The organism is Bradyrhizobium sp. 137, assembly GCF_023074095.1.
Lineage (GTDB): Bacteria > Pseudomonadota > Alphaproteobacteria > Rhizobiales > Xanthobacteraceae > Bradyrhizobium.
This window is the reverse complement of record NZ_JADPKU010000050.1, coordinates 61,627-81,132: the sequence shown is the minus strand read 5'-3', so window position 1 is coordinate 81,132 and position 19,506 is coordinate 61,627. Positions and strand designations below refer to the sequence as shown.

At 64.1% G+C, this 19,506-nt stretch carries 15 protein-coding genes; 7 read left to right on the top strand and 8 right to left on the bottom strand.

Annotated features, from left to right (window positions below; translation table 11 throughout):
• Window position 1: 1 nt before the first annotated feature.
• Genes IVA78_RS12665 through IVA78_RS12650 form a run of 4 tightly spaced genes read right to left on the bottom strand, consistent with a single transcriptional unit; the run spans window position 2 to window position 3,697 of the window.
• Window positions 2-904: an NAD(P)-dependent oxidoreductase gene (locus IVA78_RS12665; RefSeq protein ID WP_247278162.1), complete on the bottom strand. Its 903-nt coding sequence runs from the start codon at window positions 902-904 to the stop codon at window positions 2-4.
• Window positions 905-925: 21 nt separating this feature from the next.
• Entirely contained in the window at window positions 926-2,293 is a 1,368-nt protein-coding gene (locus IVA78_RS12660; RefSeq protein WP_247415345.1) for an amidohydrolase family protein, read from the bottom strand.
• A 4-nt stretch (window positions 2,294-2,297) separates the two neighbouring features.
• Window positions 2,298-3,377, bottom strand: coding sequence for a maleylacetate reductase (locus tag IVA78_RS12655; RefSeq protein ID WP_247278160.1), 1,080 nt, complete (start codon window positions 3,375-3,377; stop codon window positions 2,298-2,300).
• Window positions 3,374-3,697, bottom strand: a complete 324-nt coding sequence (locus tag IVA78_RS12650) for a Dabb family protein (RefSeq protein ID WP_247278159.1) — start codon at window positions 3,695-3,697, stop codon at window positions 3,374-3,376. The genes IVA78_RS12655 and IVA78_RS12650 overlap by 4 nt, the downstream gene beginning before the upstream one ends.
• Window positions 3,698-3,804: 107 nt before the next feature.
• On the opposite strand from IVA78_RS12650, the gene IVA78_RS12645 reads away from it, so the two are divergent.
• The 5 genes from IVA78_RS12645 (at window position 3,805) to IVA78_RS12625 (ending at window position 9,937) form a co-directional block, all read left to right on the top strand.
• Complete coding sequence (locus tag IVA78_RS12645; protein WP_247278158.1) at window positions 3,805-4,728, top strand: LysR family transcriptional regulator; 924 nt, start codon at window positions 3,805-3,807, stop codon at window positions 4,726-4,728.
• Between the two features lie 13 nt (window positions 4,729-4,741).
• Window positions 4,742-6,187: a xylulokinase gene (gene xylB, locus IVA78_RS12640; RefSeq protein WP_247465498.1), complete on the top strand. Its 1,446-nt coding sequence runs from the start codon at window positions 4,742-4,744 to the stop codon at window positions 6,185-6,187.
• A 130-nt stretch (window positions 6,188-6,317) separates the two neighbouring features.
• A complete protein-coding gene (locus tag IVA78_RS12635) occupies window positions 6,318-7,841 on the top strand; it encodes a sugar ABC transporter ATP-binding protein (RefSeq protein WP_247278156.1) in 1,524 nt (507 codons plus the stop codon).
• Window positions 7,834-8,868 (top strand): ribose ABC transporter permease, encoded by a 1,035-nt coding sequence (locus IVA78_RS12630; protein ID WP_247278155.1) that lies wholly within the window; start codon window positions 7,834-7,836, stop codon window positions 8,866-8,868. Before IVA78_RS12635 ends, IVA78_RS12630 begins: the two co-directional genes overlap by 8 nt.
• Window positions 8,869-8,989: 121 nt before the next feature.
• A complete protein-coding gene (locus IVA78_RS12625; RefSeq protein ID WP_247278154.1) occupies window positions 8,990-9,937 on the top strand; it encodes an ABC transporter substrate-binding protein in 948 nt (315 codons plus the stop codon).
• A gap of 76 nt (window positions 9,938-10,013) precedes the next feature.
• On the opposite strand, the gene IVA78_RS12620 is transcribed toward IVA78_RS12625, so the two are convergent.
• Together IVA78_RS12620 and IVA78_RS12615 are read right to left on the bottom strand one after the other, a co-directional pair.
• Window positions 10,014-11,549 (bottom strand): hypothetical protein, encoded by a 1,536-nt coding sequence (locus IVA78_RS12620; protein ID WP_247278153.1) that lies wholly within the window; start codon window positions 11,547-11,549, stop codon window positions 10,014-10,016.
• Window positions 11,550-11,579: 30 nt separating this feature from the next.
• The gene (locus IVA78_RS12615) at window positions 11,580-12,755 is read right to left on the bottom strand and encodes a glycosyltransferase family 4 protein (RefSeq protein WP_247278152.1); all 1,176 of its coding nucleotides are present in this window, start codon (window positions 12,753-12,755) and stop codon (window positions 11,580-11,582) included.
• A 284-nt stretch (window positions 12,756-13,039) separates the two neighbouring features.
• Between IVA78_RS12615 and IVA78_RS12610 the strand changes: the two genes are divergently transcribed.
• Entirely contained in the window at window positions 13,040-15,136 is a 2,097-nt protein-coding gene (locus IVA78_RS12610; RefSeq protein WP_247278151.1) for a GumC family protein, read from the top strand.
• Window positions 15,137-15,180: 44 nt separating this feature from the next.
• On the opposite strand, the gene IVA78_RS12605 is transcribed toward IVA78_RS12610, so the two are convergent.
• Window positions 15,181-16,527, bottom strand: coding sequence for a polysaccharide biosynthesis C-terminal domain-containing protein (locus IVA78_RS12605; RefSeq protein WP_247465530.1), 1,347 nt, complete (start codon window positions 16,525-16,527; stop codon window positions 15,181-15,183).
• A 462-nt stretch (window positions 16,528-16,989) separates the two neighbouring features.
• Here IVA78_RS12605 and IVA78_RS12600 point away from each other — a divergent pair, with 462 nt between their 5' ends.
• Complete coding sequence (locus IVA78_RS12600; protein WP_247415339.1) at window positions 16,990-18,213, top strand: NAD(P)/FAD-dependent oxidoreductase; 1,224 nt, start codon at window positions 16,990-16,992, stop codon at window positions 18,211-18,213.
• Between the two features lie 29 nt (window positions 18,214-18,242).
• Here the strand turns inward: IVA78_RS12600 and IVA78_RS12595 are convergent, their stop codons facing one another.
• Window positions 18,243-19,379, bottom strand: a complete 1,137-nt coding sequence (locus IVA78_RS12595) for a GNAT family N-acetyltransferase (protein ID WP_346275296.1) — start codon at window positions 19,377-19,379, stop codon at window positions 18,243-18,245.
• Window positions 19,380-19,506: the final 127 nt, after the last annotated feature.

The following is a 19,506-nucleotide window of genomic DNA, read 5'->3' as shown; positions in this document are numbered from 1 at the left end:
ATCACAGCTTCGGCTCGCCGAGGCCGGCCAGCCGTTCGAGATGCTTGACGGTCGCAATGAAGTCGGCCTCGCCCTCGCCCTGCGCGACCAGCGAACCATAGGTCTCGCGCACTTGCGCCGCTAGCTGTAGCGGAACGCCGACGGCGTGGCCGGCGCCGAGGATGAGGTCGAGGTCCTTGGCCATCTGCTTGCAGGAGAAAGTGGACTCGAAATCGCGGTTGCGCAGCGGCGCTGTCTTGTACTTCACCATCGGCGAAGCCACGGCACTGTCGTCGAGCACCTTCAAGATGTCCTGCCAGGCAATGCCGCCCTTGCGTGCCAGCGCCAGGCTCTCCGCCATCATCGCGGCCGAAACCGCGATCATCAGATTGACCGAGAGTTTTGCATAGCGCGCTTCCTCGGCGGGCCCGAGATAGGTCTGGGCACGGGTGAAGGCGGCGAACAGCGGCTTTGCGCTTTCGAAGGCGTCCTTTGGACCCGAGACGAAGCAGGTCAGTGCGCCGGTGTGGACGATGCTGGCATTGCCGGAGACCGGCGAGCGAAGATAGGCAATGCCGTGCGCCTGCGCGGCGGCTGCAATCTCAGTAGAGGCCTCCACACTCACAGTGCTGGTCTCGATGAGAACAGCTCCGGGCGTCATCGCGGCCATGAGGCCGGCAGGATCGAGCAGCGCGCCGCGCAAGGCGGCGTCGTCGGGCAGGGACGTGACCACTGCCGTCTTGCCGCTCACGGCCTCGGCCGACGTAGCGGCAATCGCAATGCCTTGCGCGCGTGCCTCGGTGATTCGCGCCGCGCTCTGATCGAACGCGCTGACCGCGTAACCGGCCTTGGTGACGAGCACCGACATCGGCAGGCCCATCTTGCCGATCCCGATGAAAGCGACATTCCTTGAAGCGTCAGTCATTGTTCTTGTCCACTGGCGCCTTCAGGCGGCGCGTCCCTGTTGTTCGATGTCCTGCACCAGCCGCCGGCCGGATTGCGCCAGCAGCTCTTTTTTGCTCTCTAGCCCTTCGATCAGTAGCCGGCCATTTCGCTTCTTCCAGGCGCCGCCGATCATGACCGCCTCGATGTTGACGAGGCTCGTCTGCATCACGACGGTTGCGACCGCATCGTGCACCGGGAAGAGGTTGAGATCGGAGGCGTTGATGATGACGAGGTCGGCGAGCTTTCCCGGCGCCAGCGAACCGATCTGGTTCTCGCGGCCGAGCATGCGGGCGCCTTCCGTGGTGATCCAGCGCAGCGCCTCGCGCACGGGGATCGTGGTCGTCGCCGGGATGGTGCCGCTGGCCTTGCGCGTCTCCGCATTGTCAAGCGCCCGCTGCATCGAGAGCGCGACGCGAGCGGCGGAGAAGAGATCGCCGGCCAGCACGGATTCGAGATCAATGCCGATCGTCGGCCGCACGCCGCGCTTCAGCAACCGTCCGGTAACCGGAAAGCCGTGACCCTGGATCATCTCGTTCTCCGGCGTTACCGAGAACGACACGCCAAGATCGACCATCCGGTCCAGGAGATCGTCGGGCAAATCGTTGCCATGGACGACGTTGATGCCGGCGCCGACGAGGCCGGCCTCGATCAGCTTCTCCCAGCCACCGGGCGTTTTGGCGGGACCGCCGCCCTGATGCATGGAGGCGATCAGCTTGAGCTCCCGCGCCAAGCGGAAGTCGTGCATGGCAACGTCGAGCGTTGAGTAATGCGGGCCGAGAATGGCGAGCCCGAGCGTGACGAGCCCGTCGCGGTCGGCGAGGGGACCTGCCAACAGCCGCTCGACTTCGCGGCGCGGATGCGCGATCTCAGAGAAATGCGGCTCGCCGGGCTTCGGCTCAGGCTTTGGCGAGCCATGGAAGAAGGCCGCGCGAATGCCACTCTCGATCAGGCCGCTGACCGCGGCGTCGGTATGGTCAGGCGTCGGATTGTTGTGGCACCAGTCGACGAGTGTCGTCGTGCCGCAATTGATCTGGTTCAGCGCGCCAACCAAGGTGGCGATGTAGATGTCGTCCGGCCGGAATACGGTGGCGAGCCCGGCATGCATGCGGCGGAAATATTCGAGCAGCGTCCAGTTCGCTGCATAACCGCGGAGCGCCGTCTGCCAAGTGTGCATATGCGCGTTGATCAGACCGGGAATGATGATCCGCCCGGTGCCGTCAATGATCTCTGCCTCGCCGCTGCCGATATCGATCGACGGACGCACGCTGGCGATGCGGCTGCCCTCGACCAGCACGTCGCCGGTATTGAGATCGCCGATCGCGTCATCCATGCTGATGACGATGGCGGATTGGATCAGCGTGCGCCGCATCGCGTCACGTCACCGCTTTGATGGCGGCCGGCCGCTCGCCGGCCCAGGCGCGCGCGATCAGGTCGCGGATGGCGGCCCGTTCGAGGGGCCGCGGATTCCAGTAGGGATTGGTGACAGCGAGATCGGCCGCCTTGCCGATGCCGCTCTCGGGCATGCCGATGTCGCGCAGCGCGAGCTTTGCACCCAGTCGCTTCGCAAGGTCGTACAGCCCCTGCGACGCATCGGCCGCGCCGATCGCGCGCGAGATGCGCGCCATCGCATCCGGCACCGCCGGTGCGTTGTAGGCCAGCGCATGCGGCAGCACGATCGTGTGCGTTTCGGCATGCGGCAGATCGAAGGTGCCGCCGAGCGTGTGGCAAAGTTTGTGATGCAGCGCCATGCCGACGGTGCCGAGGCAGACGCCGCACAGCCAGGCGCCATAGAGCGCTTCGGTCCGGGCCTCGCGGTCGTCGCTCCTCGCGGCGATGGCGGGGAGGGCGCGGGCCAGCGCGCGGATGCCTTCTTCCGCCATCAGCGATGTCACGGGATTGGCGTCGCGCGCATAGAGCGCTTCCGCCGCATGTGCGATCGCATTGATGCCTGAGGTCGCAGCCAGGCTCGCCGGCAGCGTCAGGGTCAGCTCGACGTCGTAGATCACCGTCTCCGGCAGCACGGCGGCGTCACGGACCGTGGTCTTCAGGCCGTTCTCGGTCTGGCCGACGATCGGCGTCATCTCCGAGCCGGCATAGGTGGTGGGAATGCAGAGCTGGTTGACGCCGGTGCGCAAGGCCAGCGCCTTGCCAAGGCCGGTGGTTGATCCGCCGCCGAGCGAGACGACGCAGTCGGCCTCGCACGCCTTCATCGCCGCCAGTGCCCGCTCGGTGACCTCGACTGGCGTGTGCATAGTGGCGCCGGAAAACAGGCCGGCATAGACTGATCCGAGCGCTGCACCGAGACTCTTGCTTTGCGCCTCCTGCTGCGGCGTCGTCAGCACCAGTGCGCGCTTGCCGCCGAGCCGTTCGACCTCGGCTTTGGCTGAAGCAAGCGTTCCGCTGCCAAACACGACGCGGCAGGGCAGGTTTTCAAAGGTGAACGACCCGATCATGCGCCGGTCTCTTTAATGGGATAATCGACCTGGAAGCGCCCGATCCGCAAGTCGCCCAGCGCCTCGCGGACGCGCAAATGTTCGGGGTGGCTGGCATAGGCGGCAAGCGCAGCCTGGTCGGTGAATTCGGAGAACAGAACGACGTCGCAGGCGTAGTCGACATCGCTGACGTCGAGACCGACCTCGATGTGAGTGAGGCCGTCGATCCGGCCGCGCAGGCCCTCGAACAGGGACTTGACCTTGATCCGGGCGGCGGAGCGCTCCGCAGGCGTCTCCCCGCGCAGCCGCCACATCACGATGTGCCTGATCGGGCCCGACATTTCCTGATTTCCTCGCCTGCGATTGTGCTTTGTTGGCGCCATTTTGCCTTGCAGGAATCGGAAATAAAGGTCAAAATTTGTAAGTCTCTTTTCCTCTTTCTGCAAAAATGGACCGGCTGCTCCAACTCGAGGTCTTCTCCAAAACCGCTGAACTCGGCAGTCTTTCCAAAGCTGCCGAAAACCTGCGGATGTCGAACGCGGCCGCGAGCCGTCATCTCAGTGCGCTGGAGGAGCGGCTTGCGGTCCGGCTGATCGAGCGCAACACGCGCCGGCAATGGCTGACCGAAGCGGGGCAGGAACTCTTGCAGCGTTGCAGCACGCTGTTGAACGAGCTCGCCGAGGCCGAGGACGCGGTCTCGGACCGCGCGCTGTCGCCGAAGGGCATGCTGCGCGTGACGAGCTCGCTGTCCTTCGCGATGATCTACCTCGCTCCGATGCTGCCTGCCTTCCGCGCGCTCTATCCCAATCTCAGCGTGCAGATCATCAGCGCAAACCGCTACCCCGACTTCATCGAAGCCGGCATTGACGTCGCGATACGCACGCGGGAGCATGAGCCGGATTCCAACATCATCGTCCGCCGCATCGGCCAGATGCATCGTGTGCTCGCGGCCGCTCCATCCTACCTGGAGAAGCAGGGCCGGCCCGAGCATCCAACCGATCTCACCCGTCACAACATGCTGATCTACAATCTCGCCAATGATCCCTATTCGCTCCGGTTGAGCCAGGGCAGCACGACGCAGACGGTCCGAATCGCGCCGACGCTCGACAGCAATGACGGCCAGATCATCTGTGGCGCAGCGCGTGCGGGACTCGGAATCCTGATCCAGCCGCTTTACATCGTGCAGGGCGATATCGCGGCCGGCCGGCTGGTGCCCGTCTTGACGGGCTGGGAGCTGCCACTGCTCACCATGAACATCGCCTATCAAAACCGCGTCAGGCTGCCGGCCAAGATCCGGGTGTTTTCCGACTTCCTCGTCAGCTACATCCGCGAGCATTCGGAGCCGGGAATCTGGATCGACGCGGCGAAGTGAGCGGGACGCATTCATGTATCTCGACATCGATCTCGGCACCTCGGCGGTCAAGACGGTTCTCGTCGACGCTGCGCAGCACGTGATTGCAAGCGAGAGCCGGCCGCTCGCGACCGTCTCGCCGCAATCCGGCTATTACGAGCAAGATCCCGCGCAGTGGATCGATGCGACCTTTGCCACGCTGGATGCTCTGAAGGCATCGCATGCCGACGCGCTGGCGGCGGTCGAAGGCATTGGGCTGTCCGGCCAGATGCATGGTGCCACGCTGCTCGATGCGAGCTTGAGGCCCTTGCGGCCCTGCATCCTCTGGAACGACGGGCGCTCGGGCGCTCAGTGCCGTATCCTGGAGCAGCGCTGGCCCGCCTTGCGTGCGACGACGGGCAACAAGGCGATGCCGGGATTCACCGCGCCGAAGCTGCTCTGGGTCGCGGCGCACGAGCCTGACATCTTTGCGGCGACCAGGCTCGTTCTGCTTCCGAAGGCCTATTTGCGCCTGGTGCTGAGCGGCGAGGCCATCGAAGACGTTTCGGATGCGTCGGGATCGCTGTGGCTCGACGCCGCGCGCCGGGACTGGTCGGACGCAGCACTGTCAGCGACCGGCCTGACGCGCGATCACATGCCACGCCTGGTCGAGGGATGCGCGCCCGCAACGCGCCTGCGCGGCGAGCTCGCGCGGCGCTGGGGCATGAGCCGGCAGCCGGTGATCGCGGGCGGAGCCGGCGACAATCCGGCCGGCGCCGTCGGCATCGGCGCGATCCGGCCGGGAAGCGCGTTCATATCGCTGGGAACCTCCGGTGCTCTCATGGCTCCGACCAGCAGCATCGCCGCCAATCCGGACCGCGCGGTGCATACATTCTGCCACGCCATTCCCGGCATGTGGATTCAGGCCGGCGCGATCCTCTCGGCCGCCTCTTGCCTCGCCTGGACCGCGCGCCTGTTCGGCGTCAGCGAGGCAGAGTTGCTGGCGCCGCTCGGAGTGCGCCCCCAGGCGCCATCGCCGGTGAGCTTCCTGCCTTATCTCGCAGGCGAGCGGACGCCGCACGACGATCCCGCCGTGCGCGGCATGCTGGATGGTCTGAGCCACGGCACCGAGCGCGGGACGATCGTGCAGGCGGTGCTCGAAGGCGTTGCCTTCGCGCTTGCCGATTGTCGCGACGCGCTCGCGGATGCCGGCATTGCGATTGCGGAAGCCGATGCCATTGGCGGTGGTTCACGGTCCCGGTTCTGGCTCTCGGTGCTGGCAAACGTGCTGAATGTTCCGCTCCATCGCTTTGCCGGAGGTGAGACCGGCGCCGCGTTCGGTGCGGCGAGATTGGGGCGACTTGCTGTCACCGGTGAGGCAATCGCCGCCGTCTGCACGCGGCCAGAGCGCATCGAGACGTTCGAGCCCGACGCTGAACTGGTCGCTGCTTATGCAGAGCGGCCTCCCGCATGGCGCGAACTGTATCGGCCGCGCCACTAGCATCGCTTCGATGTTGCATTCACGTCTGTTCGGTATTGCCCTGTGCTGCGACGTTTTGTTTAATGCGCGAACCGCGCTGACAAACCGATAGACACGCGGGTGGGAAACGCATTGTGCGCCGGGAGGCACGATGAACGATCCGATCCTCGAGATGCGCGGGGTCTCGAAATCCTTCTTTGGCATCAAGGCGCTGCGGGCCGTCGATCTCACCGTCTATGCCGGCGAAATTCACGCCCTGATGGGAGAGAACGGCGCCGGAAAGTCGACGCTGATGAAGATCCTGTCCGGCGCCTACAGGCCCGATCCCGGCGGCGAGATCCGCATCGAGGGCAGCCCGGTGCGGATCGAAGGCCCGCTCGGCGGCCGCGCGGCGGGCATCTCGATCATCTATCAGGAGCTGTCGCTCGCTCCCAATCTCAGTGTTGCCGAGAATATCTATTTGGGACGGGAGCTATCGCGATCAGGATTGCTGGCGCGCGGCGCCATGCGCGAGGGCGTCGGCCCGATCCTGAAACGACTGGGCGCGGACTTCCTGCCCTCGACGCTGGTGGCGCATCTCTCCATGGGCCAGCGGCAACTGGTCGAGGTCGCGCGTGCGCTGCATGCCAGATCGAAGATCCTGATCATGGACGAGCCGACCACCGCGTTGTCAGCCGGCGAGAGCGCGCGGCTGTTCGCGCTGATCCGCCAGCTTCGCGCCGAGGGGCTTGCCATCATCTACATCTCGCATCGCATGGACGAGGTTTACGCACTCGGCGATCGCGTCACCGTGCTCCGCGACGGCCGGCTGGTCGGCTCGCTCGACAAGCCTGAGATCCGCGCCGACACCATCGTCCGGTTGATGGTCGGGCGTGACGTCTCCTCGTTCTACAAGAAGGATCACGATCCGGAGGCGGGGCGGGGACATCCGGTACTCCGAGCGATCGACATGGCGGACGGCCAGCGCGTCAAGGGATGCTCGCTGACCGTGCACGCAGGTGAGGTCGTCGGGCTCGCGGGCCTGATCGGCGCCGGTCGCACCGAGCTCGCGCATCTCATCGTCGGCGCGGCACGCAAGTCCTCCGGCCGTATCGAGCTGGAGGGACATCCGATCGAGATCCGCACGCCGGGCGAGGCCCTTGAGGCTGGCATCGCCTATCTTACGGAAGACAGGAAGGCGCTCGGCCTGTTTCTCGACATGTCATGCCTGGACAACATCAATCTCGCCGTGCTCGCGCGCGATGCGAAGCTCGGCTGGTTTCTGGATCGCGACAAGGCGCGCGAGCGCGCCGAGCGGGCCTTCGCGGGGCTCAGCATCCGTGCCGCCAATGTCGCCGTCCCCGCCGGCGGCCTGTCCGGCGGTAACCAACAGAAGGTGCTGCTGTCGCGGCTTCTCGCTATTGCGCCGAAGGTTCTGATCCTCGACGAGCCGACGCGTGGCGTCGACGTCGGTGCCAAGTCCGAGATCTATTCGATCGTCGACAATCTGGCCAAGGCCGGCACCGCGATCCTCGTCATCTCATCCGATTTGCCCGAGATCATCGGCATCTGCGACCGCGTCATCGTGATGCGCGCCGGACACATCGCCGGTGAGATCAGGCGCGAAGCTGCGGCTCCCCTCAATCAGGAAGACATCATGGCGCTCGCGACAGGGACGGAGCAACTCGATGCATGACAGCTCGCCGAAAGCGGAAGCGGCTGCCGCTGCCGGCCTTGCGGCTGCGCAGGAGACGAAGCGTCAGCGCATAAGGATGCTGATCAGCGCGCTCGGCATGCTGCCAGTCCTGCTGATTCTCTGCATCGGCTTCCACCTGTTGTCCGAGGGCCGCTTCTTCACCGGACAGAATCTCGGCATCGTATTGCAGCAGGCCGCAGTGAATACCGTGCTCGCTGCGGGAATGACTTTTGTCATCCTCACGGGCGGCATCGACCTGTCGGTCGGCTCGATCCTGGCGGCCTCCGCGATGGCCGGATTGACGCTCTCCAAGCTGCCGCTTGGCATGCTGTGGCTGCCAGCCGCGCTGCTCACGGGCCTTGGCTTTGGCGTCGTCAATGGCGTGTTGATTGCGCTGCTTCGCCTGCCGCCTTTCATCGTCACGCTCGGCTCTCTCACCGCCGTACGCGGCCTGGCCCGATTACTCGGGGCCGACACCACCGTCTTCAATCCGTCCATTCCTTATGCCTTCATCGGCAACGGCTCGCTGACGCTCGTCCCCGGCGTCGCCTCGATCCCCTGGCTCTCGGTGATCGCCTTGCTCGTCATCCTCGCCTCGTGGCTGGTGCTGCGACGGACCGTGCTCGGCGTGCACATCTATGCGGTAGGCGGCAATGAAAGCGCGGCGCGGCTTGCCGGCATCAAGGTCTGGGCCGTGCTGATCTTCGTCTACGGCGTCTCCGGCCTTTTCGCCGGGCTCGGGGGCGCCATGCAGGCGGCGCGGCTCTATGCGGCCAATGGCCTCCAACTCGGCCAGTCTTACGAGCTCGACGCAATTACCGCCGTGATCCTTGGCGGCACCTCATTCGTCGGCGGCATCGGCTCGATCTGGGGTACGTTGGTCGGCGCGCTGATCATCGCCGTGCTGTCGAACGGCCTCATCCTCATCGGTGTCTCCGACATCTGGCAATATGTGATCAAGGGCCTGGTGATCATCGGCGCCGTGGCGCTGGACCGCTACCGGCTGCAGGGCTCTGCCAGAACGTGAAGGCTCCGCGAGAACTTGATGGGTTTGGCGCGCACCTGGAGTGCGCATGGCTTGATGAGAGATTCCGTTGCGGCAACTGGTCTGCCGTGCCGGAGATGAAGACAGACCAGGGAGGAAGCCAATGTTGAAGACGATCACGCTCGCCGGCGCCGCGGTGACGCTTGCCCTAAGCACCGCGCCATCCTTTGCCAAGGAGCTCAAGTCGATCGGCGTCTCGCTGGGATCGATGGGCAACCCGTTCTTCGTCGCGCTGTCGAAGGGCGCCGAGTTCGAGGCGAAGAAGACCAATCCCAACGTGAAGATCACGACCGTCGGCTTCGAATACGACCTCGGCAAGCAGGTCACTCAGATCGACAATTTCATCGCCGCCGGCGTCGACCTGATTCTGTTGAACCCCGGTGATCCCAAGGCGATCGGGCCGGCGATCAAGAAGGCGCAGGCCGCTGGCATCGTCGTCGTCGCGGTCGACACTGCGGCCGAAGGCGCCGACGCCACCGTGACCACGAACAACGTGCAGGCCGGCGAGATCTCCTGCCAGTACATCGTCGACAAACTGAAGGGCAAGGGCGACGTCATCATCGAGAACGGGCCGCAGGTCTCCGCGGTGATCGACCGTGTCGTCGGCTGCAAGAACGTGTTCGCGAAGAACCCGGGTATCAAGGTGTTGTCCAGCGACCAGGACGGCAAAGGCTCGCGAGAGGGCGGGCTCACCGTCGCGCAGGGTTATCTGACCCGCTTCCCCAAGATCGACGCCATCTTCGCCATCAATGATCCGCAGGCGATCGGCACCGACCTTGCAGCGCGCCAGCAAAACCGCAGCGGGATTGTCATCACGGCGGTCGACGGCGCACCTGATATCGAGGCCGCGCTGAAAGATCCGCAGTCGCCGCAGATCCAGGCGTCGGCTTCGCAGGATCCGTTCTTCATGGCGCGTCGGGCCGTGCAGGTTGGTGTCGGCATTCTCAATGGCCAGAAGCCGGCCTCGACCGTCGAGCTGTTGCCTTCGAAGCTCGTGACCAGGGACAATGTTGCCGAGTACAAGGGCTGGACGTCGGATCGTTCTCAGTAGAACGCCGCCCCTAGCCGGTGCGCTCGACACACGAGATGACGGGCGGCGTCTTGAGCGATGCCGTCTGCTAAGCGATTCAGTAAGCGGTGTGTGGATTGGCTCGCGGAGACAAGACGGCCGATGGAGATCTGCTCGTGAAGGCGCGGGTCTTCGGTTGAACGCGCGATCCGTCGATCACCTCGAGCCGGCCGCAGCGGTTCAGGGTGTGCAACTTCCGTCCGGGCCATGCCGGTCCGGGCTTGAGGGAATGGCGGACGATCTGCCCGAATGTCGTCGGCGACAATTCGACGATTTCCGCTAGTGCGAGCGCTGCACCGTAACCGTCCGTACAATTCTGGACGGGCCGCCACAATTTATCATCGATAGTGACGAAATTCCCCGCCGGTCGTGTGCTCGCACGATCGATCAGGACCGGATTGCTAGCATGGGGCAACCACGGACCCGAGAGGCGATCGGCGTAATAGATCGCCAGCGCATCCGAATAGCCGCCCGCGCCGTCGCGCCAGGCTCCAAACAGATAGTGCAGGCCGTTGTGCTGCGTGATCGTGACATCGGCGAGTTCGAGGCCGGAAAGCAGCGTCGCGTGACGCTCCCATTTGTCCGGAAAACGAACGCATTTGTACAGCGCGACGTCGCCGTGAACCGAGCTCTCCGGGATCATCCACAGCGCACCATCGTTCTCGATCAGGAACGGATAGGAGAGGTGCCAGGGCTCCTCCAGCACCGGTACGACTTCGCCGACCGGACCTGCGTCGTTGAACTCGATCGCGGAAATGATCCCCTTTCCAATCCGGTGATCGAGATCTTCGAAGAAGACGAATGTCCGTCCCTGCCATATGATGGGAAACGGATCGGCGTAGAAGCGATGGCCGGGATCGCAGAGGACATTCCAGCCTGGTCCGGACAGATTTCCGGTCTGCCAGACGCCTGCACCGTCATTGAAGCGCCATCCGATTTGCCAATGCGGGGCATAGCAGCAGAGCCGATAGATCTCCTTGGCGATCGACACGGCGAGGCCGCGCGCAACGTATGCCGCCGGCTGCCGGCCGGTGCCGTCTCCGGCGGGGCGCGCCAGCTGCGGCACGATGCGCGGCCGTCCCGACAGGATTGCCGCCACCATGGTCAGGGTTCGCGCCATGACGGTTTCGAGTGCGCCACTCAAGCCGGCCGCAATCTCTCCGGAGGGGTGACCGCGATCGAGCACTGCACCGTCGAGCTCGTTGACGATCTCGATCACCGGCAGGTCGCCGGCCAGAATGGCGGCGAGGGCGGCGTTTTCGCCGGCGACACCGTTGAAGAGAGGGCGCAGATACAGCCGGGCGGAACAATCGGGATCGCGCGCGGCGCCCGTAAAATCGACGATCACGTCGGCCGTCCCGGTGCGAGCCTGCATCCGTTCCGGGATGATCTTCAGCTTGCCGGCGCCGCTGTGCCGGCCTCTGTGCAACACCATGCGTTCGAGTTCGAACAGCGCGTCGAGGCCTGTGGGCCGTGCCTCCGTCGTTGCGGTCCAGGCGATTTGAAGCGGGACATCTCGGCCGTCGATCGACAGCGCGTCGCGGTCCATCCACCGCCGCGCATGCTCTCGTTCACAGCGAAACTCGATGATCATGTCGAGCCAATCTGTTCCCACACATTCCGGTCAGATGACCTGGCCGAGAATCCGAACGTATTCCTCCACCATGGCATCTACCGAATAGCGCAGCCGCAGGCCTTTGGCGTTTTGTCGCAGTTCCTCGCTCAGTTGCTGGTCCGTCAGCAGCCTGGAGACGGCCGTCGACAGCTTCGCATGATCGGAGGCATCGACGAACAGCGCGGTAGGTTTTCCCTCGAAGGACAACACCTCACGTAACACGGGAAGATCGGTGACGACGGAGGGGACACCGGCGTTTGCGGCTTCGACCGCAGCCAGGCCGAAGGTTTCGGCCTGTGTCGGGAACACGAACACGTCCAGACAGGCGAGAAAATCCGCCATCTGACGCGGGGCGATTTCGCCGAGCAGATGCAGCCGGTCCGATACGTTCAATTCATCCGCCAACTGTCTCAGCCGGGCCTCGTCGGCTCCCTGTCCGGCCAGTGCAAGGTGCCAGGATGGTCGATCCGGCAACAGGCGTATCGCCGCATCAAGCCGCTTGTGCGGGTGCAGCCTCGCCGCGCAGCCAAGTAAGATGCGATCCGGCGGCAGACTGAATTTTTGTCGCGCAGCTTCCTTCGGCAGGGTAAGGGCCTTGTCGTCAAAGCCGTGCGGGACATGCACCATGCGTGACCGATAGGCCGCGGGGTAGCGCGAATATTCGCGCTGCATGTCCTTCGAATTGAGCGTGATGCGGTCGAAGAAGCCGAGACTGCCCATCACGACGTCGGCAGCGCGGACGGGCCAGCTCATCGAGAGCGCGGAAGAAACCTGATTGGCGATGACAGGCGCGCGGCAGACGAGGCGCGACACGCCGGCGCCGATCACGTTGCCAAAATGCTGAAAGGTCAGAACGGCGTCGGGTCGGCTGGTCCGGATATGGCGGCCGAGCGTCCACAGCATCCGCAGCAGGGCCAGGGGATTGCCCGGCCGGCTCGAGGCGCAATAGAACGTATTGGGCGGCTCGTCGAACGAATCCGACTGGCGGAAGAAGAACAGATTGGTGACTCGGTAGCCACGGGCGGTAAGGCCCGCACCGAGCAGCCTGGAGATCTCCTGCGCGCCGGCGTTTTCGGCCTGAGTCTGTACGAGAAGGACATGAAGCTTCGGCCCGCTGCCGTCGGACGGCATGAGTGCTGTCGCAGTCGTCTCGCCCAACTCCTTGTTTGGCTGGTAATGGAGCACGGATCCCGACCCGCTGAAGAAACGAAATTTTCACCCTTCTTGATCCCGTACCTACCATGCGAGCATCGCGCGGACACCGGCTAGCAACAAACGGAGTTAATGCGCTGCCTGCCGGAACGGCATCGTTTGCCAGAGAATTCTGGTGGTTTGCAAACGAAGTGAGCGACCGCGTTAACCAATTGGTGATGGTCGCGCGAGGGGCAGGTAACCGCGGATTAACCATAGATATTTACGGTGGAGCAGGCCACTGAACAGTGTTCGCCAGTTGAATCCGAGTAGAGTCCATGACGTTCGGTCGCCGCGCAGACCCGACAAGTTCCGGATCGACCGGCGTTGCCGCGTCTTGGAGCCAAAATTCGTCGGGCGTCGATGAGGCCGCCGGAGCCGCTGCACGCTTTGGCGGTATGTTCACTGCCGCCGGTGTGCTCGCCTTCCTTCGCGAAAACGCTCGGCGGATATTGACGCTCGCTCTTGCGATCTTCGCGCTTGGCGCCGTCGTTCTCCTGATGATTCCGGTGCGGTTCGCAGCGACCGCACTGGTCGTCGTCGATCCCCGCGAGCAACGCGTGACCACGGAGCAGGACGTTCTGCCGGGCATAGGGCAAGATAGCGCCGCGCTGCAAAGCCTGGTCGAAGTGGCGAAGTCCGACGGCTTTCTCGAGCCGCTGATCGAGCAGCTCAAGATTCGCGATGACGAAGACATTTCCGGCGGCTACACGGCCCCCGCGCGCCTGCTCGAGCGTTTCCGCAACCGTCTCGACATTTCCCGTCGCGGGCTGACCTATGTCATCGCCATCCGCTTCACCTCGAATCGGGCGGAGCGGGCTGCCTATTATGCCAACGCCATTGCCGAGGCGTTCGTCGCCAGACAGAGCCGCATCCGCACCGAGGCGACCGACGAGGCTGCCGACTGGCTCGGTGGCCGGCTCAAGACGTTGAGCGACCGGCTGAAGGCGTCGGAGGACGCCGTCGCCACATTCAAGCTCGAGCACCGTATCGTCAACGCCGGCAAGGACGCAACGACCCAGCAATTGCGGGTGACCGAGCTGTCGCAGCAGGTCGCCGCTGCCCGCGCGCGGACCGAGGAGGCCAAAGCCCGTTACGAGCAGGCGCAGCGTGACGCGAAGGCGAATGTCGAGGGTCCCGTCAAGCAGGACCTCCTGAGCGCGTTGCGCGCCCAGCGGTCGGCCCTCAATGATCAGATTGCGCAGAAGCGGGCGGTGCTCGGCGATCGCCATCCCGATCTCGTGATGTCGTACAGCCAGCTAAACGATTTGAACAGACAGATCGAGGTCGAGCGGACGAAAGGCATCGATACCGCGAAGTCGGAATATGAGGCTCAGCGCGATCAGCAGAAGGCTCTGGAAAGCCAGATGAAGGCGGCTGAATCGCAGCTCCTGGTCGACGGTCAGGCTCTGGTCCGGCTCCAGGAGCTACAGCGCGACGCCGAGGCCAACAGAAACATCTACGAGCAATTCCTCTCGCGGTCCAAGACGACGAATGAACAGCGCCTGTTGCAGAGTTCTCAGACCAAGGTCGCCTCGCCCGCCATTCCGCCGCTTCGCTCGACCCTTCCGCCGCTGTCTTTGCTGCTCGCCGCGCTGGCGATCGGATCGCTGCTGACATCGACGGCGGTCGTCGCGGCAACGGGACGCAGATCGAACAAACCCGTTCCGGACGTTCGCGCCCCCGATCCGGCTCCGCGCCAGCCCGGCGCGTGGTCGCGTCCGCCGGTGTGGGCCCGCGTTCCCGAACTCTTGCCCAGCGATGTCCCAAGAAACATCTGGCAAGGTCCGGTGTCCGCGACGAGTGAGCTCGATCTCGGTCCTCATCTGCGTCCGCTCATTGACAGGCTGGAGCAATTGCCTGGAAGCCGGGGTAGGGTTGCTCTCGTGATGTCGGTAGGGAAGCGGGCCGGCGGCAACACCGTCGCGCGCTCGCTCAATCGGTGGGCGCTGAACAGGGGAAAGCTGAGCGTCCTGATCCGGGTCGAGCCGGATCTCGGTGGTGCCGGGGCCAGCCTCGCCAAGGCGCCGGTGGATGGCGCAACCACCGCTGACGTTCGCAGCATCGATGCGCTTTTGAACGTCGGCAACGGACCTGAATCGTCGCCCGCGGACGATATTCGTTCGGAGTTCGATCTGATCGTGATCCATGCCACCTCTCTGGCCTTGCAGCCGGAGGCGGCGGCGCTGGCCGCTCACGCTGATCTCGTCATTCTGGTCGTCCGCGAAGACGCAATCGATTCAGCCGCAATGCGCAGGGTCACGGCCGCGCTCTCTCGCTTTGGCGGCGTGCCGACCGGGATCGTCGTCAATCGTGTGCCAGCAGACCCGTCGTCGGCTCAACGTCGGGGTGCAGCGCTCGGCCTGGCTGGTTGATCGTCGTCCGGCGTGTGCGCTGCCTGTCGCGATCGAACCGAAGCCTAATCGCCCGCGTCAGCGCCGCGGACTGCGTACGTGCCGCGTTTCGATCCGCCGAGGCGCAAGAGCACGAGAATTGAAGGATCGACCCCCGTTCGCCGGTGACAGAGGACGTTGAGCGCGATGGTCGCTAGCGCCAACGACACCGTGGCCGAGATCGCCGCGCCAAGCACGCCAAGCCAGGGAATCAGCACGAGAAATCCGACCACCCGCAACGCCACGTTCGCCGCAACGACGGGGACATAGATGCGCTCATGGCCGGTGAGCTGCAAGATCGCCGCGGATGGACCGCCCGCTGCCTGAAACGCCGTTCCGATCGCGAGCACGATAAGGACCCAGTGCTGCGCGGCGAAGTGAGGTCCGAACAGGTTGAGAAGATGGGGGCCGCCGATCCAGATCAGGAACAGCCCGCTGACCACACAAAGCGCGGTCACCTCCGCCATCAGCTGCAACGTCCGCTCGAATTCCTGATGGTTCTTGCTGAAGTACAGCGAGGGAAGCCGGCGCGCGCCGAAACTGTATAGCGCCGCCGACAGCATGGCGAAGATGTTGGCAAGGCGCGAGGCGGCGAAATAGATGCCGGCTGTCGCCGGATCCAGCATCCAGTACACCAGAATGACGTCGAAATACTGATTGGCGGCTTCCAGGACGGATGCGATCCAGAAATGAAGCGCGCTCGATCTCCAGCGAGACGGCTCGGACCGTGCCGCCGTACCGCGAAGATCCGGCAGAGCTCGCACAATCGAAACGACCTGCGCGACCAGGCCAACCGACATCGCGATCGTCATCACGGCGAACAATTCGGCGGGGTCGAGCCGCCGATGGTCGAACATGATTGCGAGCAGAAACAAGACGACACCGACCCGCCAGAAGAACTCTCTGTTTCCCTCGCCCATGAGGATGCTGACCAACGAGCGCGCAACCTGGCTGCCGAGCATCACCCCCGCATTAACGGCGGTGTAGGCGGACACGGCGAGGATCAGCAGCCACCAGTCGCCCTTCAAGCTCGCCGCAATCGACATTGCGGCGACCACAATCAGCATCGCGAGGGAGGAAATCTTCAGGCTGGACAGCAGCACTCCCTTGGTGAGATCGGGTCGATTTCCGACCTGATATTCGTTCAGAAAGCGCACCAGGAGCGATTCCTGGCCGACCAGGCCCACGACCGATGCGACCTGGGCAACCGAAAGCCAGGTCGCAAAGATACCGAAACCGTCGGGCGACATCGTTCGTGCCGCGAGCGAGAATACCGCAAACGCAAGCGCGCCGCTTCCAACCTTGAGGAGGATGGTCCCGACGACACCGCGCGTCACGTCGCGCCGCATGAGTTGGATGATGGATTCGATCATGGACGTTAAGGGGCAACTCTCCCCTGAAGAGATACGTGCCGATACCGGCGCCAGCCTAGCATGCCGAAAAACCGCGAGTGTTAATGAGCGGCTTCCAGGAGTTCGCCATACACGACGTCGCGGCCAAGTCGGTTGCTTCACTGTGGTACATCGCCGTCTCCATTGTCTCCAGATAGTGCAAGGCCCGGCTCGACCGGGGGGGCGGCAAAGGGCCAGATCGACCGCCGAGGACAGCACGGTCAGCCGTTCGAATGCGGAATGGCTCGCCGGAATGGCCGCGGATCTATCAAGGCGTGAACTCTGCAGAGCCTCCTGAGCAAGGTCCGTGCCGGGACATCGCAGGTCCAGATCTTCCTCCCGTCATTAACCTCGATCGCCGGAAATCATCGCGTTTGGCCCAGCGATGCGACATCAGGCGAGAAAGTTGCAAATGAAGCCACGTTAACCGTGAGAGCCCGGACCATGACGACCGATACAACCGTGACTGAGCCGATCGCCGCTGCGGCAAGCGCGTCGATCGCGACGGACATCGCGATCGTCGGCGGTGGCCTTGCGGGGTCGCTGGCGGCAGCCGTTCTTGCGCGGGCAGGGCATCGCGTTGCCCTGGTCGACAAGCGTGCGGTCTATCCGAACGAATTCCGGGTCGAAAAGATCGGCGGGCGACAGCTGGAGGCGTTCCGCAGGCTGGGCTTCATCCGTGGTCTCGAGAGCGCCGCCTGTCCATACGACCGCGTGCTCAATATCCGGGAAGGCAAGGTGGTCGATGTCAGCGTCGGCCAGGCTTACGGGCTTGCCTATGCCGATCTCGTCGCGATGGCGCGCAGCCAGTTACCTGATCCATCCAGCCTGATCGTCGACGAGGTCACTGCGATCAGCTGTAGCGACGAGCTCCAGCATCTCGAGCTCGCTTCCGGGCGGCGCGTCACTGCGCGCCTCATCGTTCTGGCCACGGGCATGGCAGGAGTTCTCGGCCACAAGCTCGGCATCAGGCGGCGCGTGCTGGCTGCGGGCCATTCGGTCTCGTTCGGCTTTACGATCGCCCGACGCGATGGCGCGCCGTTCGATTTCAACGCGCTGACCTGTTACGGCGAGCGCACAGGGGACGGCGTCGACTACCTCAGCCTGTTTCCCGTGCGCGCGGGTATGAGGGCGAATCTCTTCATGTTCCGCGACCCGGCCGATCCGATCATGCGCGATCTACGTCGCGAAACGGAAGCGACCGTTCTGCGCCTGCTGCCGGGATTGCAGACCTATCTCGGCGACTTCCGCGTGATTGACCGGATACAGAACTGGGTGATGGACCTCTCGGTCGTCGAGGGCCACCTTCAGCCCGGTGTCGTGCTCATTGGTGATGCGTTCCAGACCAACTGTCCCGCCGCCGGAACCGGCGTCGCGCGCCTGCTGGTGGACGTCGAGCGTCTTTGTACCGAATATGTGCCGCGGTGGCTGATGACTCCCGGCATGAACAGGGACAAGATCTCGGAATTCTATTCCGATCGCGACAAGGTCGCGGCAGACCAGCAGTCACTGAAGATGGCACGATTCCGCCAAGCCTTGACCTCGCGCGACGATATCGGCTGGGATGTGCGGCGGCGGCTGCACTTCCTGCGCCGCAGTATCACCCATCGGGTCGATCAAATGCGGCCAGGCTGGCTCGCGCATGTCCGCAGCGCGCTTCGCGCCTGAGCGCCCCGGCCGTTGGCGTCCCGCGCTCGTCAGCGTGTCGGGGTCGAGGTGCGAGTCGGCAGAAGCCTGAACTCCGACATCCGCTTGGCGGCCAGTTTGAGCCAAGGAGCCTGCTTCAGCGCGAACAACGCGACGGCGCCTGCGGTGCTGCCGGCCTTTGTGACCGCCCACATCGGCGATGGCTGCCCGCCGAACAGTTTTTTGTACGGCTCGTCACCTATGGTGAAGTCGAGCATCTGGTCCCCGCGCTCGATGCAATCCCTGGCCACCTGCTCGAACATCAGCGCGCCCAGCGACTGGCTCTTGTAGCCCGCAATGTCGAAGGCGCTCATGATGACGTGGAAGGTGTCGCGGTGGCACAATCCGAGCACGGCGGCGATCACCTCGCCGTCCATCTTCATGGCATAGAGCCGCACAAAGGAGCCGAGGCCGCGGAGGGCCACCTCGGAATAGAAGTCGAAATACTCAGGGCGCTGGAGCAGATCTCCGTCGCCTTGTGACTGAAACCGCGGCCCGCGAAATTTCTTCATGACCTTCAGCGCGTCGAGCATGGAGGCGCTATCGTTGCAGCACGAGAAGCTCAAGGCGCCCTTCTTCTGGAGCTGTCGATATTTCTTCGCGAGTTCCTTCTGATAGGAGCGATCCATCGCGCTGGCCCGCCATTGCTCGAACGGCGCGATGAGAACGGTCGCGTAGGCATTGGTGTCCATCGAGACGCGGCGGGGTGCAGCCAGGAGGTTCTCGATCGGAAGCCGTCCGTCGGGAAGCTTGGTCATGCGGAGCAGGTCGAAAGGGCGGAGGAGGCTCCGAAGCTCCGCGCATGCGCTCTCGTCCGCGAGCAGTTGAGAAAATGCTCCCGGGCTGCAAACCGGCGCCAGATAGTCGGAGACGCGGAGGTCGGCGAATTCGACGGTCCGTATCGGACCACGCCGGATCCGCAGCAGAGGCAGCACCATCGCAAGGGCGCGCGTCGTGCGATGGCGGACCACGACGATGAGACGCGTTGCCCCTGCATGAGATGCCAGCCTAGCATAGAGGCTGTGTAGCCACTGTGGATGCTGGAACGCGGTGGCGGCGGAGTTGTCAAACAACTCTGCGTATTCCGGACACAGAAAATCGAACGCCTGCTCGATGGCGATATCGAACGTGCTGCTGGATCTGTTCATGCGCAACCAAGAAAACCAGACAATTCGTGAAAATTCGATCGAGCTCGATCCGCGCTTTATAGCAGGGTCGTTACGGGCGAGACACCAGCGGGGTACGATTTGCATTAATGCGCCGCGCCGGGTCTCT

What these genes read in the sequence shown, in the direction of transcription:
- IVA78_RS12625 (WP_247278154.1), top strand. Translation starts at nt 8,990, where the DNA reads ATGTTGAAGACGATCACGCTCGCCGGCGCCGCGGTGACGCTTGCCCTA.
- IVA78_RS12645 (WP_247278158.1), top strand. Translation starts at nt 3,805, where the DNA reads ATGGACCGGCTGCTCCAACTCGAGGTCTTCTCCAAAACCGCTGAACTC.
- IVA78_RS12605 (WP_247465530.1), bottom strand. Translation starts at nt 16,527, where the DNA reads ATGATCGAATCCATCATCCAACTCATGCGGCGCGACGTGACGCGCGGT.
- IVA78_RS12630 (WP_247278155.1), top strand. Translation starts at nt 7,834, where the DNA reads ATGCATGACAGCTCGCCGAAAGCGGAAGCGGCTGCCGCTGCCGGCCTT.
- IVA78_RS12665 (WP_247278162.1), bottom strand. Translation starts at nt 904, where the DNA reads ATGACTGACGCTTCAAGGAATGTCGCTTTCATCGGGATCGGCAAGATG.
- IVA78_RS12610 (WP_247278151.1), top strand. Translation starts at nt 13,040, where the DNA reads ATGACGTTCGGTCGCCGCGCAGACCCGACAAGTTCCGGATCGACCGGC.
- IVA78_RS12650 (WP_247278159.1), bottom strand. Translation starts at nt 3,697, where the DNA reads ATGTCGGGCCCGATCAGGCACATCGTGATGTGGCGGCTGCGCGGGGAG.
- IVA78_RS12620 (WP_247278153.1), bottom strand. Translation starts at nt 11,549, where the DNA reads ATGATCATCGAGTTTCGCTGTGAACGAGAGCATGCGCGGCGGTGGATG.
- IVA78_RS12635 (WP_247278156.1), top strand. Translation starts at nt 6,318, where the DNA reads ATGAACGATCCGATCCTCGAGATGCGCGGGGTCTCGAAATCCTTCTTT.
- IVA78_RS12660 (WP_247415345.1), bottom strand. Translation starts at nt 2,293, where the DNA reads ATGCGGCGCACGCTGATCCAATCCGCCATCGTCATCAGCATGGATGAC.
- xylB (WP_247465498.1), top strand. Translation starts at nt 4,742, where the DNA reads ATGTATCTCGACATCGATCTCGGCACCTCGGCGGTCAAGACGGTTCTC.
- IVA78_RS12595 (WP_346275296.1), bottom strand. Translation starts at nt 19,379, where the DNA reads ATGAACAGATCCAGCAGCACGTTCGATATCGCCATCGAGCAGGCGTTC.
- IVA78_RS12600 (WP_247415339.1), top strand. Translation starts at nt 16,990, where the DNA reads ATGACGACCGATACAACCGTGACTGAGCCGATCGCCGCTGCGGCAAGC.
- IVA78_RS12655 (WP_247278160.1), bottom strand. Translation starts at nt 3,377, where the DNA reads ATGATCGGGTCGTTCACCTTTGAAAACCTGCCCTGCCGCGTCGTGTTT.